The sequence below is a fragment of the Mucilaginibacter sp. P2_D11 genome, from assembly GCF_056404435.1.
This window is the reverse complement of sequence record NZ_JBFUEA010000018.1, coordinates 89011-102721: the sequence shown is the minus strand read 5'-3', so window position 1 is coordinate 102721 and position 13711 is coordinate 89011. Positions and strand designations below refer to the sequence as shown.

The following is a 13711-nucleotide window of genomic DNA, read 5'->3' as shown; positions in this document are numbered from 1 at the left end:
ACGTATCTCACCTGGTTTCCCTTAATCAAAATGGACTGCAGGTTATGTTATATATGACATTGATAACCAGTATGCTGGTGTTGATCTACAAAAAAGGGAATAAACAGGGCTATAAAACTTCCAAAAGACGATTTGCTATGGAAGTCAGAGACTTGGCAATCGCTCTGATCGTTATACAATGCGGCGGTGATCCAGGCCTCTTTTTTAAAACATAAAAAATGGCCGGAATTTCTTCCGACCATTCGTGGTCCAGTTCCGCTTCTGTCAAATCCTCGATATTCACCATCCGGTTACTGGTACCCTCATGCGAAGCCAATAGTTCGTTCAGTTTGAGGTGTATCGCTTTCGAGTCTTTGTTCTGTGCTTTCTGGATCAGAAATACCATTAGAAAGGTAATGATCGTTGTGCCGGTATTTATAATCAATTGCCAGGTTTCAGAATAATGGAACACGGGCCCTGTTACCGCCCAAATGACAATCACAGCGGTTGCAGTAATAAACGCGGCTGAGCTGCCGGTAGCGGCGGTGGCCCAGTTAGAAAACCACTCGAAAAAATTCTTTTTCTTTTTCATGATCGTTATTTCCCCCAACTAATATGAATTACGCTGTCGCCCGCAACCTCAAATTCAAGGTGGCCGCCGGACACTTTTTTCCCTTGTAGTTTTTCCTTGTCCCTATTGACGGATACTATAAGATCGGGCAGTTTAGCCTTGCCCGTTTTTACCAGCATGAGCCGGCAGGCAAGCCGCCCGTCTCCTGCCAGGCGAAAAGTTGCAGGTTTATGTTTTTTAGGCGAGAAACCATAGGTGGGGTAATCGGTATAGATCATAAAGCCCGCTTCCTCCACTTGCATATAATGCCGCGGTAATATCCCGAAGGCATTGCCCGCGCCATACACTTCCTGGCCTACCTCGCCTGACTTTTCCCAACCATCATGCATATCTTCCAGCGCGATCCAGAGGTTCGGATCTACTTCGCCGGTCTTGACTTCTTCAGAAAGCATATCTTTAGGCAGCATGGTAGGATAATAATAAACCGCACGTTCCACCAGGAAGCGGATATACTCGGCCAGCAGCAGTCGCAGGGACGGCAAAATATCCTCTCCCTCCGCATATTTCAGGTAATCATGAAAGGCGCAGAAAACCTCCTGCTCTTCGTAAACGGCTGTATAAGGTGCGTCATTCAGCGGGAACAAGGCAAAGAACGAGGGGAAATTTTTGCCATATCCATAGTTGCAGTCCCAAAGCCTGACATTTTTGAAGACATTGGCCAGGCATAAATAACTCAATTCTTTATAAACCTCTTTTTTGGTGATCTTGTATAACCGCAATAAGGCGCCTGCGGAAAAAGAAGTATTATTCGCCTGGTAAAATAACTCAAAGCCCAGACCGCACATACGAAGCGCCGATTTTTCTGCTTCCGCCAGGTAGCGCTTTTTCCCTGTCAGTTCCCAGGCCTGGAGCATCACGTGTGCATACAAGCCCGGCACGTCCTTTTCGCCGCCTTTGCCGGGCTGTGTTTCCGCCTTTGTCACTTCCAGCGTATCGATCTTATAAAATACTGGCCAGTTGTAATCAAAATGGTGGGCCACCCTAATGGCGAATTCCAGTGAATCCAGAAATAGCTTTTTAGCAGTTTTATCGCCTTTGAGCGCCAAACGGGAAAGGTTGAGCAAGGGATGATGCAAATACCAGGCATCCATAACCAATGGCTTTTTATGTTCTTCCTCGCCTTCCATACTGTCGGCCACTTTCGGATGCCAGCGCATGATGGTGCCGTATTTTTCGTCATAGAAGGCGGGCAGGCCCTCTTTAATTTTTTTCATTACCTCCAATTCAGCATCGCTCCATTCCACGTAGTCAAGCAGTGGAAGCAAAACAGCTAACTGAACCATAATTTCAGGCGGGGTAGCGTAATCACTCACATAGGCGTTGAAATAATGGTTGCCATCCACCTGCGACCAACAGCCGGGGCTTTCCGTCAGGTCGTTTAAACCTTTACCTAATATCTCCGGCCAGTGCTGGTAGTGCGTGGGTGGCTTGGGGAGTTCCAGGTAAACATTCGCCAGCAGGTCGAGATATTGCCGGACCATGGCGGCTTCATCTGCCGGAACTTCTTCTGAAAATGCGATAAAGGCATCACTCAGCACATAGCTTTTTCCTGCTTCCAACGCTTTATTCTTTAATGTCGACGGCAGGGCGAAGCCAACCTCCGGCCATTCACCGCCAACCGTATCCCCGGCAGAAGTTTCGGTTTGCTGGTTATAATCAGCTAACGATGTAAGGTTTTGCAGATAGAATATGGAGCCGGCTTTCGGCCTTGTTAAATTGAAATATAGTTGACCCGACCGTGTGCCGACCTGTTTGACCTTTACCTCGCCTTCGGCCAGTAAATCACTGCTTGCTGCGCCGATCGGCACAATATCGCGCGGCCAGTACGGAAATAACAGTGGTGCATACGGCGTTAAGGCAGTCCGGAAATGCAGCATCATTTGCTCTTTTACCGGCAGATCGATGATGACCTTATAGTCGCCGATCAGTGATGTGATCTGCAAAATCACCCGGCCATGTTTTGTAATCATTTTTTTAACCGCTAAGCTGTCATTAGGCGAATAGGCCAGGCGGAACGCGACGCGGCTGCCTTTTGGCCAGGCAACCACGATCCAGCAGGAATCACCAATATTAACTAGTTGGAAAGAATAACCAAGGTGCTCACTGGCATAGAAAGATGACAAGGCAGGGCTACTTAATATAGCATTAACATTTAATAGCCAGGGAGAAATTGCATTCATTGTAAAAAATTAAAGGTTGAACAATACTTTAATTATACCAGAAACGCGTCGTTTAACGCCAAAAAAAAAATGTATGACATTAACCTAATATGATAATTTTTTGTTTTAACATTTCTTTAAAAAAAATATATTTAATTCAGAGCGTTGTTTTGGACTTAAAATTGCAACTATAGCAGTTCACCATTTAAAATCTATAGCTATGTTTCACCATGTAAAATCACTACAATTTAATGCCAGGGTATCCCGCCCTGATCCGCGTTTTGCCAATTTATTGTTGGAACAATTCGGCGGCGAAAACGGGGAGTTGGCCGCGGCTATGCAGTACTTTACCCAGGCATTCGGCGCGAAGGTGCCACATCCGGACAAATACGATATGCTGATGGATATCGCCACCGAGGAATTCAGCCATTTGGAAATTGTAGGCGCTACTATACAGATGTTGTTAAAAGGCGTCAACGGGGAACTGAAAGATGCTGCCGACCAGTCCGAGATCATGCAGGTAATGAACGGGAAAGCGGCTAAAGAAAGCATTATTCACCAGGCATTGACGGCTAATTCACAATTCGGAATTATCACCGGCGGCGGTGTCACCCCAAGGAACAGCCAGGGTATTCCATGGTGTGCATCCTATATTCACTCCAATGGTGACCTAACTGTCGACCTGCGGAGTAACCTGGCTTCAGAATCACGTGCCAAATTAGTTTACGAGCATTTAATGAAGTTTACGGATGACCCATACATTCACGAAACGCTGTCTTTTCTGATGACCCGCGAAGTCGCTCACTACAAAATGTTTGAGGCGGCGCTGGACAGCATTCCGAATAATTTCCCGCCGGGCGTTTTAGCTGCTGATCCGAGGTTCACTCAGCAGGCGTTTAATTTATCTAATGGCACTTCAGTGCGCGGCCCCTGGAACGAAGGGGAAATGCCGGGTATGGGTAAGGAATGGATCTATGTTGAAAAACCATTAGCGCAGGTACAGGAAACTGAGGGCCAAACCAAATTACCGGAGGACTTCAGCAAAGAATTGAAAGCCACGGAAAAACTCGACAAGGAAATGAGCACGGTAAAAAGTGCAGAAGTGAAAGATGCGGAACCACTAGGTGTGGCACAATGGAGTACTTATGATGAATAATACCGCATTGCTCAAAGGCCAAAGAATAACCTCGCCCGAAGGACCGGGCGAGGTTATTGAAGTTATCGGGGATAAAGTGGTGGTGAAACTGGACAACGGAGAAACCAAAGCTTTTTATCAGATGATGTCACCGATGATAGCAATGCCGGTTGAGCATTGGCATTTTTTTGTAAAGTGATATTTATAACATTAAAAAATGCGACGATGAAAAAACTGATGTTTATTACGCTTGGCCCGGCAGAAGGCTGCCAACTCCAGAGTGAAGTACTTTGGCGCAATGATGGTTACCGACCATAGCAAAGCTAATGATGAAATGAAAGCCCTCGCGAAATCAAAAGGGATCGCTTTACCTATCGCTATTGACACCAAAGAGCAAAAAGTAAAAGATGACCTGTCGGCTAAATCAGGCGCGGATTTTGACAAAGCTTATGTCAGCAATATGATCGATGACCATAAAGAGGACATCAAAGAATTTGAAGATGCCTCGAAGAACTGCAAGGATGCCTACCTGAAGGCATTTGCGGTAAAAACTTTGCCTGTTTTGAAAATGCACCTGAATGCGATTCAAAAGATCCATGACAGTATGAAATAACCAGAATGTCTTATAAATTATGATGGAAAGCTGCTTAATTCAGGTAGCTTTTTTGGGGTTTTAGCTGTTTATATTCCGGTTAATGCCGATAGGATATCACTGATTGAAAAATGCGCCCCGCACACAAATTCATCTGCCGCGCCGTAATAAATGGTCAGGCGGTCGCCGTCTGCAATATGGCCGTTGGTGAAAACCACGAAGCCAAAAAAGCCGCTCAGCTCATAAGCTTCGGTTGGTACCATGATTGGATCAGTGGTCCGGGCAATTACTATTGAAGGGTCGTGAATATCCATCAGGAAAGCACCCAGGCAATACTGGTGCTCTGCATTTGCGCCATGATATATTTCCAGCCAGCCTTGCTCGGTACGAACGGGCGCAGCGCCAGCGCCTACACGGGCGCTGTCCCAAAGACCCGGCCTGGTCTTGATCAGGCATTGGTGATTTCCCCATTGCCTGCCGTTGGAAGATTCTGCCAACCAGATATAGTTTCCGCCGATCTCCTTGCTGCTGGGCCGGTGGAGGCAATAATACCTGCCGCCGATCTTTTCTTCAAAAATAGCGCAGTCCTTATTATGCGGCGGCAGGATCATACCACCCGGTTCAAAATGCTGCCAGTCCCTGGTGGTTTGCAAACCAACCCCTACACCACTGTCTGATACGGCCGTATAAGTCAAATAATAGGTATCACCGATCTGTGTAACCCGGCAGTCTTCCACGCCAAATCTTTCCAGGTATCCTTTTCCGAACAAGGGGGGATAGTTTTCCTGTTCATTAAAGTGCACGCCGTCATCGCTGCACAATAACCGTAAATGGGAAATAGTGGTCAGGTAATCCAGACCCTTATAACTGATCACCCGCGCATCTGTTGCGATGAGGTCAGGATCATTCAGCGGCACCTCGATAATTTCGGTATTTCCTGTCGCGTTCAGCACCGGGAAAAATAGCACGCCTTCTTTTTGCACAACACCCTCGGCAACACGGACAAGCAGCCAGATTTTGCCCTGAAAACGGAATACTCCGGGGTTGAGCAGGCTGATAATCTGTAAGCCTTTACTGCTCGCTTGCAGGTCTTTAGGCAGTAATAAAGGGTTTTCAGGGAAACGTTGTGCGATGTCTTTCATATTTGTTCTGGTCAACACAAAACATTTGCTTTATTTTAACAATACTATTTTAACAATACTATCGGCGATGCCATTAAAATTAGCTGCGCTGAGCGCTTTCATCCAGCAGGCGTGACGTTAACGTTGCGCATACCCCAAATACGATATGAGCAGGCACCAGTTGGATATAATAGTTGGTAAAATCGATCCCGGGCGGTGCCGGGTGGGCCTTCATCGTTGCTTTCCAGATCAGCACAGCGAAAGCACCGCTCAACGCACCCAGGATAATGCCGTTAGCCATGGTCTTTTTGATCTTGCCTGTTTTCCATAGTTCCCGGTAGGCCACAACAAATAGCAAACCCACCGCATAATGGGTTGCCCAGCCACCCAGTTGAGTGGCTTTTTTGGAGCTGCCCGGCACCAGCTGGTGCATGAGTGTACCCAGGTGTTCCGGTTCACTGAAATTTTTATCCGCTGCCAGCGAAACCAGGTAGCTGAACAAAGTCATCATCGTTGTACCCGCAGCAGCGGCTGCGATTAAGTTGGTGCTTTTATTCATTATTGTCCAGGTTTATGGCTGAAAGGTTGTGGGTTGCCGGTCCGGTCAACACCTTTCCGTCAATATCGTAACGGGCGCCATGGCAGGGACAGTCCCAGCTTTTTTCCTCGCTGTTCCAGTCGATAATACAGCCAGCATGCGTACAAACCGGACTGAGGGCGTGGATATTCCCCTGTTCATCACGATACGCAGCAATTTTTTTTTCATCCACCTCCACCACTTTACCAGTACCTGGCCGGAGCCTTTTTAACGAGTCGGTCTCTTTGATACCAATACGGTCGGCCACAAAATGATAGGCCACATCAGCATTTTCTTTGACGAACTCGGTAAAGCCGTCTACAGGCTTGATTCGGGATGGGTCAAATAGATCTGCGTACCGGTTTGGCCTGTTTCGAACCAGGTCGCTTAATATTTTTCCGGAGATGCTGCCCAGCATCATGCCATTACCGTTATAGCCGGTAGCACAATAAACCCCGTCGGCAGCAAAGGGCATTTTCCCGACGTATGGCAGGCCGTCCACCGGGACATAATATTGAGACGACCACCGATATTTGACAGAAGAAACAGGATAATATTTCCGGATATATTTTTCCAGGTCAGCGAATACTTTTCCTGATTCTTCATGCCCGGTTTTATGATCCAGGCCTCCCGCCACCAATAACTGCTGCCCTTCAATATTATGGCTGCGCACATAGTGGTAAGGCTCCTGCATATCATAAACCAAGGCATCCGGATATTTGCCGCTTTTTAATTTAACGGCCATTACATAACTGCGGTAGGGTGCACATTCAAAATTGAATACATTAATATTGGGCGGCATGTGTGTGGCATAGATGACTTTCTTAGCCCTGATGCTGATAGTGTCCGACTGTGCAATATGAATATCTCCCTCATTTTTCAAGCCCTCAATTCTTGAATTTTCTAAAACTATACCACCAGCTGCCAGGTAGGCCTTTTGCAAACCCTGCAGATATTTTAAGGGATGGAATTGCGCCTGGTTGTCAAATAGCAAGGCCCGCTGGTATGGAACGGGTGTGGGAACTTCTTCTGTATAATGAACAGGGATACCCACCTTTAACGCACCTTTATAGATATCGGCCAGTAGCTTGGTCTGGTCATCATCTTCTGCATAGAGAAAACCGGTCTTACTTTCGAAATCGCAATCGATCCGGTAGTCGTCGATGCTGGACTTGATCAGCGCAAAGCCTTCATTAATGGCATCGGCAAAAAGTTGTGCCCCCTCCTCACCAAAAGCATTCTCTGCCTCTTGGTAAGTGGTATCGGCAAAAGTATTGATGTGAGCACTTGTCCCGCCGGTTGTCCCAAATCCTATACGATGGGCTTCGGCCAGGATGGTTTGCTTTCCGGCTTTTTGTAACAAAAGCGCGGCCGTCAGGCCGGTAATTCCCCCGCCTGCAATAAGGCAATCATATACAGTGTCCGCTTTATTTTTATACGCCTTTTGAGTAATTGCGCTCAGGCCTTCCTGCCAGGCACTTTCACACCGGCCATCTCTTGGAATGTTATTTGTAGTCGTCATATTATAGTTAGCTGGTTAAACTAATACAATAATTGTCTCGTCCTGTTTGCTTTATAGCCGTTCCCCTCCAAAATATTTTTTTTTAAAATCTTAAAACTTGTGCCGGATGCCGGCGTTAAAAATATGTTTATTAAAGAAATTATATTAATTAAAACAACATGTCAATAAAAGCAGCTGTATTCCACAAACCAGGCGAAATCCGCTACGATACCATGCCCGATCCGCGCATCGAACTGGCGATCTGCGGTTAAAGGTTGTACTAAAACCCGGAGAATAATGAAGCATACGATCACACATCGAAAATCCTGGAAAGCTATGCTGGCAACAGCGGACAAGCCTGTGCAGTTACCTGTCGCTCATGATTCGCTGACAGCACGGCTGATCGAGCTGGCTGGCTTTGACGCCTACCAGATCGGAGGTTATACGCTATCAGGTGCAACCCATGCCATCCCGGATGTCGACCTGGAAAAATTCGGCGAAAAGAAATTCTCAGCCGACTGGATCATGCAGGCCTCGCCGCTGCCGGTACTGCTGGATGTGGATGACGGCTATAGCGACGTAAAAAATGTAACACGCACTGTGCAGGAGTATATAAGGCTTGGCGCTTCGGCCATGTTTATGGAAGACCAGCAGCCACCGAAAAATTGCGGTCATATGGGTGATAAGAAGGTGGTGGACAGAGCGGTCATGCTGCAAAAGATCGGGGGGCTGTTAAGGCGCGTGACGGCAATGAATTTTTCATTCTGGCCCGTACTGACGCGATTGATCCGGAAGGGATAGATAATGCTATTGACCGGGATAAAGCTTACCTGGATACCGGTGCGGACGGGGTTTACCTGGAAGGGTTAAAAACTACCGACGAGCTGGAAAAAATAGCAAAGGAAATTAAAGCCGTTCTGGGCAAAAATTGAAGAAAAATTTGAAGGACAACATTTTTGAGAGATTATGGAAACAGCAAGCAAAACACCACAAAAACAAAATAAACAGCCAGGCATCGAAGCAAAGATGAATCCGGCGCCCGAATATATTAAGAACAGCTATAAACCGGCAGAAAAGCTGTTGGACAAAGTTGCGCTGATTACCGGAGGCGACAGCGGGATCGGCCGGGCGGTCAGTGTGCATTTTGCGGAGGAAGGGGCCGACATTGCCATTGTCTATCTCGATGAAGATATAGATGCCGAGGTTACCCGGGACCTGGTAGAAGCTGCAGGTCGTCGGTGCCTGCTTATCAAAGGCGATGTCAAAAACTCGGATTTCTGTAAAAAAGCGGTTGAAAAAACGGTAAAGGAATATGGCAAATTAAATATCCTGGTGAACAACGCCGGCATGCAGTTTCCGGAAAAAGACGTCAGGAATATTTCAGAAGAGCAACTGAATATGACTTTTAAGACCAATATTTTCGCCTATTTCTATTTTGCCGAAGCTGCCCTGGAGTACTTGCAGGCTGGCGACTGCATCATTAACACGACGTCAGTGACCGCTTACCGTTCCTCGCCTTCGCTGATTGATTATTCCTCAACCAAAGGCGCGATTACAACCTTTACGCGGTCACTGGCCACCAATCTTACTGAAAAGCAAATACGTGTAAACGCCGTGGCACCCGGGCCGGTATGGACGCCGCTTATCGTGTCTACGTTCGACAAGGAAAAGATCAAAAAATTTGGCAGTGAGACAGCGATGAAACGTGCCGGACAACCTTCGGAGCTGGGTCCGGCTTATGTGTTCCTCGCATCGGATGACGCGTCGTTTATTACCGGACAGGTCATTCATGTGAATGGCGGAGAAGTTGTAAACGGATAAAAATTAATCATCAATACAAATTAATCCCTATGGATAATACAAAAAAAACCGGAAACCCCGACAGTAAAACGATCAATCTGTCGGAGGACTATGAGGTAGCCTACTGGACCAAAACATTAGGCGTGAGCAAACAACAATTAACGGATGCCGTGTCTGCAGTCGGTAAATCAGCAGAAGCGGTCCGGAAATATTTAAATAAATAGCCATGCCCTGGTATAACGGAGATTACCCGCCATCTTACAAGAACCAGCCGAAGAAGATACGGGAAAAGGCGACTGAGATCGCCAACGAAGTATTAAAAACAACCGGCAACGAAGGCGAAGCCATTGCCACCGGCCTGAAGCAGGCGCGGCTGCATTTCGCGAAGGAAAAAGCGGCGAAAACAAAAGATTAACTATGCCTTCCGCTGTTATCGCCGCTTATGATTATAATGCTGTCTCGCAAACGCTGACCATCAGATACCATTCGGGGAAGGTCTATAATTACCTCCGGGTGCCTGAAAAGGTATTTAAGGAAATGCGTTCCACGATGACTAAAGGCATTTGGTTTAACCGCCACATCAAAGGCAAATACACCTTTGAAGAGGTAACACCTGGCCCTAAACAGGGGAATCTGTTTGGGAATGATGCGAGCCCGGATTAGTTGTTAACCTGTTTTTACAGCAACCGTAAGGTTTCCCAATCGCGGATACCGTTATAGAATTTGACCAGCACTTGTCCGAATACCGGGTCGGTGTCGGGTAAGGCCGCGAAAAGGGTCATCGAAGATTTAAGTTTAAGATCATCGGGGCTACCGAAGATCCTGGTGGCGTGGTTGTCTTCGAGCTCAAGCAGGGCTTTGGAAATTTCGATGAGGCGGCTGCCGAGCATGCGATGTTGTAAATAGGCTTTGGCCTCTGCCTGGTCTTTGATCGCATAGAATTTTGAAGTTTCACTGAAACCCAGGCCTGCGATCTGCGGAAAGATATACCACATCCAGTGGCTGCGTTTTCGGCCGCTTTTTATTTCGGCCAAAGCGGTTGCATAATCCCGTTCCTGGGCGGTTAAAAATCTGTCAAAGTTCATATTTATATAACAACTCTAAAGGTCAAATTGATTCGGGCTTTCATTGGTTTGGTTGATTTGGCGATGCGATGCTCCCAATGTTCCTGTAAGCCCGCTTTCATGAGCAGGAAGGAACCGTGTTCGAGTTTAACGGAGTAATGCTCGCTGTGGTCTGCTTTATTGCGAATATCAAAGCTGCGTACCTGGCCGAAACTAACCGAAGCAATGACGGGATTTTTGCCTAACACACTTTCCCTGTCGCTGTGCCAGGCGACCGAATCGTTGCCATCACGATAATAATTGAGGAGCACACTGTTGAATTTGATGCTGGCAACCTGCTCTACCTTTTCTTTGAGCATCAATAACTCCGGCGTCCAGGGATTTGGATTCGAAATCTTACCGGACACCGAATAATCCGTACCCATATCGCCATGCCAGGAGGTCAATCTTGGCGTCAGGTATTCCTTGTCCCACATTTTTTGGGTGCTTTGTTTCCAGGGCGTTGTTGCAATAAATTCGTGCAATAAATCATCACTCGTTTGTGCATCAATAAAACCAGGATGATATTCCAATAATCCCTTCGGTAACCCTTTGCTCTGTCCTGCCTCCGCAAAAAAACTCAACTGCTCCATAAAACCTCGATATTATACCGAATAAACTTGCCTAACTGCTCTTGCTCGGCCACGGTCAACTCGTTGCCATCATAGATCCAATAGCCTTGGTCATCAAACAAAATCCGGCCCAAATACTCATTTCCATAAGCCGTATATAAATTATAGACCAGCGTTGCATCCCTATATTCCGTATCGGGGATAACACTGACCACTTCATCAGGGCCCCTTTTTCCGTTTCAACCAGGCATTCATAAAACAAATGTAAAAATAATTTACATTATGCTAAAAATATTAGCATAACTTTGTCGTCATGGCCGTTGCGAATAGAGAACTGATCGAAAGGCTGCAGAAGGATATTCTGCAATGGGAAGGCTATAGGCCGCCCGTCAGCGGGCAGCGCAGCCGGTTGGGTTTGGGGCCATTGGAAAATGCTTTTCCAAATGGCGTATTTCCAGAAAGCGCTGTGCATGAATTGGTTTGCGCCAGCAGTGAGCAGGCGGCCGCTTCGGGCGGCCTGGTGACCGGCATCCTGTCTGCGTTGATGCGGCAGGGCGGCGTTTGTGTCTGGATCGGACGTGCCCGCCGTTTGTATGCACCTGCCTTGGCCGCCTTTGGCGTTGCGCCGCACCAGGTCATTTTTATCAGTCTGCATAAAGATAAGGACACGCTTTGGGTGATGGAAGAAGCGTTGAAATGCCCGGGACTGACCGCCGTGGTTTGCGAATTGCGGGAGATGGATTTTAAACAATCACAGCGCTTTCAGCGGGCGGTTGAAAATAGTCGCGTAACGGGTTTTGTACTGCGTAATGCCATTACCAAACTCAATTCGACTGCCTGCGCCGCGCGCTGGCAGGTACGGTCTTTACCGAGCACCGAAATGAACGGCTTGCCGGGTTTGGGTTTCTTACGCTGGCAGGTTGATCTGCTGAAAGTCCGTAACGGGCAAACAGGCAGCTATATATTAGAATGGCGGAACGGGCATTTTGTGCCGGTCCAGGAAGTTACATTACAGGAAGAAAGGCAGGTCGGTTGAGTTATGCAAAAGCGTTTTATGGCGATCTGGTTCCGGCACTTGCTGACGGACGGGCTGGCACGGCGGCGGCCCGAACTGCAAGACTTGCCTTTTGTGCTAGCCGCTCCGGTCAAAAATAAAATTGTGATTACAGCGTCCAGCCCGCTGGCGGAACGTGAAGGTGCTTTTACCGGTATGGCCGTGGCTGATGCAAGAGCGGCGGTAACCGAGTTGTTGGCCATTGATGATACGCCGGGCCAGGCGGCTAAACTCTTGTACCTAATTGGCTTGGGCTGTATTCGTTATACCCCTATGGTTTCGCTGGACCTACCAGACGGTTTGCTACTGGATATTTCAGGCTGTGTGCATCTGTGGGGTGGTGAACGGGGCTATTTAACAGAATTGGTATTGAAACTGCGTGCCGGGGGTTTTGACGCACGGGCGGCGATTGCCGATACGCCTGGCGCGGCCTGGGCAGTCGCCCGGTTTGCAGCGAAGCATCCCATTATCACTTCGGGAGAACAAGCTAAAGCTATTGCAGGGTTGTCACCCGCGGCCTTGCGACTGGAACCGGAAGTATTGGAACGCTTACAAAAGCTGGGCTTTAGAACCATTGGCCCTTTACTAGAGATCCCGCCGCAAACCTTGCGCCGCCGTTTCGGAACGGGTTTGTTATTGCGGATCGACCAGGCTTTGGGAAAAGTGGAAGAATACCGGCAAGTGCTGGTGCCGCCTGTGCCTTATACCGAGCGTTTGCCTTCTATGGAACCGATCCGTACCGTACCAGGTATTGAAATTGCGATAGAAAAACTACTGGAAATGCTTTGCCGGCGCTTACAGGAAGAAGGAAAAGGCATCCGCAAAGCGGTACTCAAATGCCACCGCATCGACGGCCGCAAGGTACAGGTGGGTATTACCACCACCAAAGGCTCACATAGCGTTTCGCATTTGATGCGCCTGTTTAAATTACAAATTGATAAGATCGAACCGGCTTTGGGTATCGAACTTTTTATACTGGAAGCGCCGCGCACGGAGGATATGGAAACCGTGCAGGAACAATTATGGGCCGAGGCCAAAGGCTTGGCGGATAATTCCCTCGCCGAACTACTGGACCGTATCGCCGGTAAGGTGGGTTCCGGGGCCATTCATCGTTATTTGCCTGCCGAACACCATTGGCCGGAACGTTCGATCAAACTGGCTACCTCTTTGACCGAAGCACCGCAATGTGCCTGGCCGGAACTACCGCGCCCGATTCGACTACTGCAACCACCGGAACTGATCGAAGTTATGGCCTTAGTGCCCGATAATCCCCCCAAAGTTTTTGTGCATCATGGCAAACGGCACAACATTACCAAAGCGGACGGCCCCGAACGTATTGGCCGGGAATGGTGGCAGGATAGCGGCGAACACCGCGACTATTATGTGGTTGAGGATAGTGATGGACAGCGGTATTGGGTGTTCCGATCGGGGCATTATGACGGCGGCGACGCGCAATGGTTTTTACACGGCTATTTCGCTTAAATAAT

At 48.0% G+C, this 13711-nt stretch carries 16 protein-coding genes and 1 pseudogene; 10 read left to right on the top strand and 7 right to left on the bottom strand.

All coding sequences use genetic code 11. The features are described 5' to 3' along the window. Nucleotides 1-109: 109 nt before the first annotated feature. Both AC1DXC_RS23605 and AC1DXC_RS23600 read right to left on the bottom strand, forming a co-directional pair. A complete protein-coding gene (locus AC1DXC_RS23605; protein ID WP_477461635.1) occupies nt 110-571 on the bottom strand; it encodes a low affinity iron permease family protein in 462 nt (153 codons plus the stop codon). A gap of 5 nt (nt 572-576) precedes the next feature. Then, on the bottom strand, nt 577-2790 hold the full coding sequence (locus AC1DXC_RS23600) for a hypothetical protein (RefSeq protein WP_477461634.1): 2214 nt from the start codon (nt 2788-2790) through the stop codon (nt 577-579). A 199-nt stretch (nt 2791-2989) separates the two neighbouring features. Here AC1DXC_RS23600 and AC1DXC_RS23595 point away from each other — a divergent pair, with 199 nt between their 5' ends. From AC1DXC_RS23595 to AC1DXC_RS23585, 3 genes are read left to right on the top strand one after another with little or no spacing between them, the layout of a single operon-like run. After that, nucleotides 2990-3925: a manganese catalase family protein gene (locus tag AC1DXC_RS23595; RefSeq protein ID WP_477461633.1), complete on the top strand. Its 936-nt coding sequence runs from the start codon at nt 2990-2992 to the stop codon at nt 3923-3925. Then, nucleotides 3915-4103, top strand: coding sequence for a hypothetical protein (locus AC1DXC_RS23590; protein WP_477461632.1), 189 nt, complete (start codon nt 3915-3917; stop codon nt 4101-4103). The genes AC1DXC_RS23595 and AC1DXC_RS23590 overlap by 11 nt, the downstream gene beginning before the upstream one ends. Before the next feature lie 51 nt (nt 4104-4154). Further along, nucleotides 4155-4517 carry a DUF4142 domain-containing protein gene (locus AC1DXC_RS23585; RefSeq protein WP_477461631.1) on the top strand — a complete coding sequence of 121 codons (363 nt, stop codon included), beginning with the start codon at nt 4155-4157 and terminating at the stop codon, nt 4515-4517. Nucleotides 4518-4585: 68 nt separating this feature from the next. Here AC1DXC_RS23585 and AC1DXC_RS23580 read toward each other — a convergent pair whose 3' ends face one another. The 3 genes from AC1DXC_RS23580 to AC1DXC_RS23570 all read right to left on the bottom strand — a co-directional run bounded on the left by AC1DXC_RS23580 (nt 4586) and on the right by AC1DXC_RS23570 (nt 7716). After that, complete coding sequence (locus AC1DXC_RS23580) at nt 4586-5638, bottom strand: glycoside hydrolase family 130 protein (protein WP_477461630.1); 1053 nt, start codon at nt 5636-5638, stop codon at nt 4586-4588. A gap of 79 nt (nt 5639-5717) precedes the next feature. Next, nucleotides 5718-6176 carry a hypothetical protein gene (locus AC1DXC_RS23575; protein WP_477461629.1) on the bottom strand — a complete coding sequence of 153 codons (459 nt, stop codon included), beginning with the start codon at nt 6174-6176 and terminating at the stop codon, nt 5718-5720. Then, the gene (locus AC1DXC_RS23570) at nt 6169-7716 is read right to left on the bottom strand and encodes an FAD-dependent oxidoreductase (RefSeq protein ID WP_477461628.1); all 1548 of its coding nucleotides are present in this window, start codon (nt 7714-7716) and stop codon (nt 6169-6171) included. Before AC1DXC_RS23570 ends, AC1DXC_RS23575 begins: the two co-directional genes overlap by 8 nt. Before the next feature lie 276 nt (nt 7717-7992). Here AC1DXC_RS23570 and AC1DXC_RS23565 point away from each other — a divergent pair. The 5 genes and pseudogenes from AC1DXC_RS23565 to AC1DXC_RS23545 all read left to right on the top strand — a co-directional run bounded on the left by AC1DXC_RS23565 (nt 7993) and on the right by AC1DXC_RS23545 (nt 10158). Continuing rightward, nucleotides 7993-8627: pseudogene (locus AC1DXC_RS23565) on the top strand (isocitrate lyase/PEP mutase family protein). Nucleotides 8628-8661: 34 nt separating this feature from the next. Further along, on the top strand, nt 8662-9516 hold the full coding sequence (locus AC1DXC_RS23560) for an SDR family oxidoreductase (protein ID WP_477461627.1): 855 nt from the start codon (nt 8662-8664) through the stop codon (nt 9514-9516). Nucleotides 9517-9545: 29 nt separating this feature from the next. After that, nucleotides 9546-9719: a DUF3606 domain-containing protein gene (locus tag AC1DXC_RS23555; RefSeq protein WP_477461626.1), complete on the top strand. Its 174-nt coding sequence runs from the start codon at nt 9546-9548 to the stop codon at nt 9717-9719. Nucleotides 9720-9721: 2 nt separating this feature from the next. Then, a complete protein-coding gene (locus AC1DXC_RS23550; RefSeq protein WP_477461625.1) occupies nt 9722-9910 on the top strand; it encodes a DUF2188 domain-containing protein in 189 nt (62 codons plus the stop codon). 2 nt (nt 9911-9912) lie between these two features. After that, on the top strand, nt 9913-10158 hold the full coding sequence (locus AC1DXC_RS23545; protein WP_477461624.1) for a KTSC domain-containing protein: 246 nt from the start codon (nt 9913-9915) through the stop codon (nt 10156-10158). A gap of 14 nt (nt 10159-10172) precedes the next feature. Here AC1DXC_RS23545 and AC1DXC_RS23540 read toward each other — a convergent pair whose 3' ends face one another. Both AC1DXC_RS23540 and AC1DXC_RS23535 read right to left on the bottom strand, forming a co-directional pair. Further along, the gene (locus tag AC1DXC_RS23540) at nt 10173-10580 is read right to left on the bottom strand and encodes a DUF1810 domain-containing protein (protein WP_477461623.1); all 408 of its coding nucleotides are present in this window, start codon (nt 10578-10580) and stop codon (nt 10173-10175) included. 2 nt (nt 10581-10582) lie between these two features. Then, a complete protein-coding gene (locus tag AC1DXC_RS23535; RefSeq protein WP_477461622.1) occupies nt 10583-11191 on the bottom strand; it encodes an alpha-ketoglutarate-dependent dioxygenase AlkB family protein in 609 nt (202 codons plus the stop codon). 292 nt (nt 11192-11483) lie between these two features. Between AC1DXC_RS23535 and AC1DXC_RS23530 the strand changes: the two genes are divergently transcribed. Beyond that, the gene (locus AC1DXC_RS23530; protein ID WP_477461621.1) at nt 11484-12206 is read left to right on the top strand and encodes an ImuA family protein; all 723 of its coding nucleotides are present in this window, start codon (nt 11484-11486) and stop codon (nt 12204-12206) included. An 18-nt stretch (nt 12207-12224) separates the two neighbouring features. Beyond that, the gene (locus AC1DXC_RS23525; protein WP_477461620.1) at nt 12225-13706 is read left to right on the top strand and encodes a Y-family DNA polymerase; all 1482 of its coding nucleotides are present in this window, start codon (nt 12225-12227) and stop codon (nt 13704-13706) included. The last annotated feature ends 5 nt before the right edge of the window (nt 13707-13711 follow it).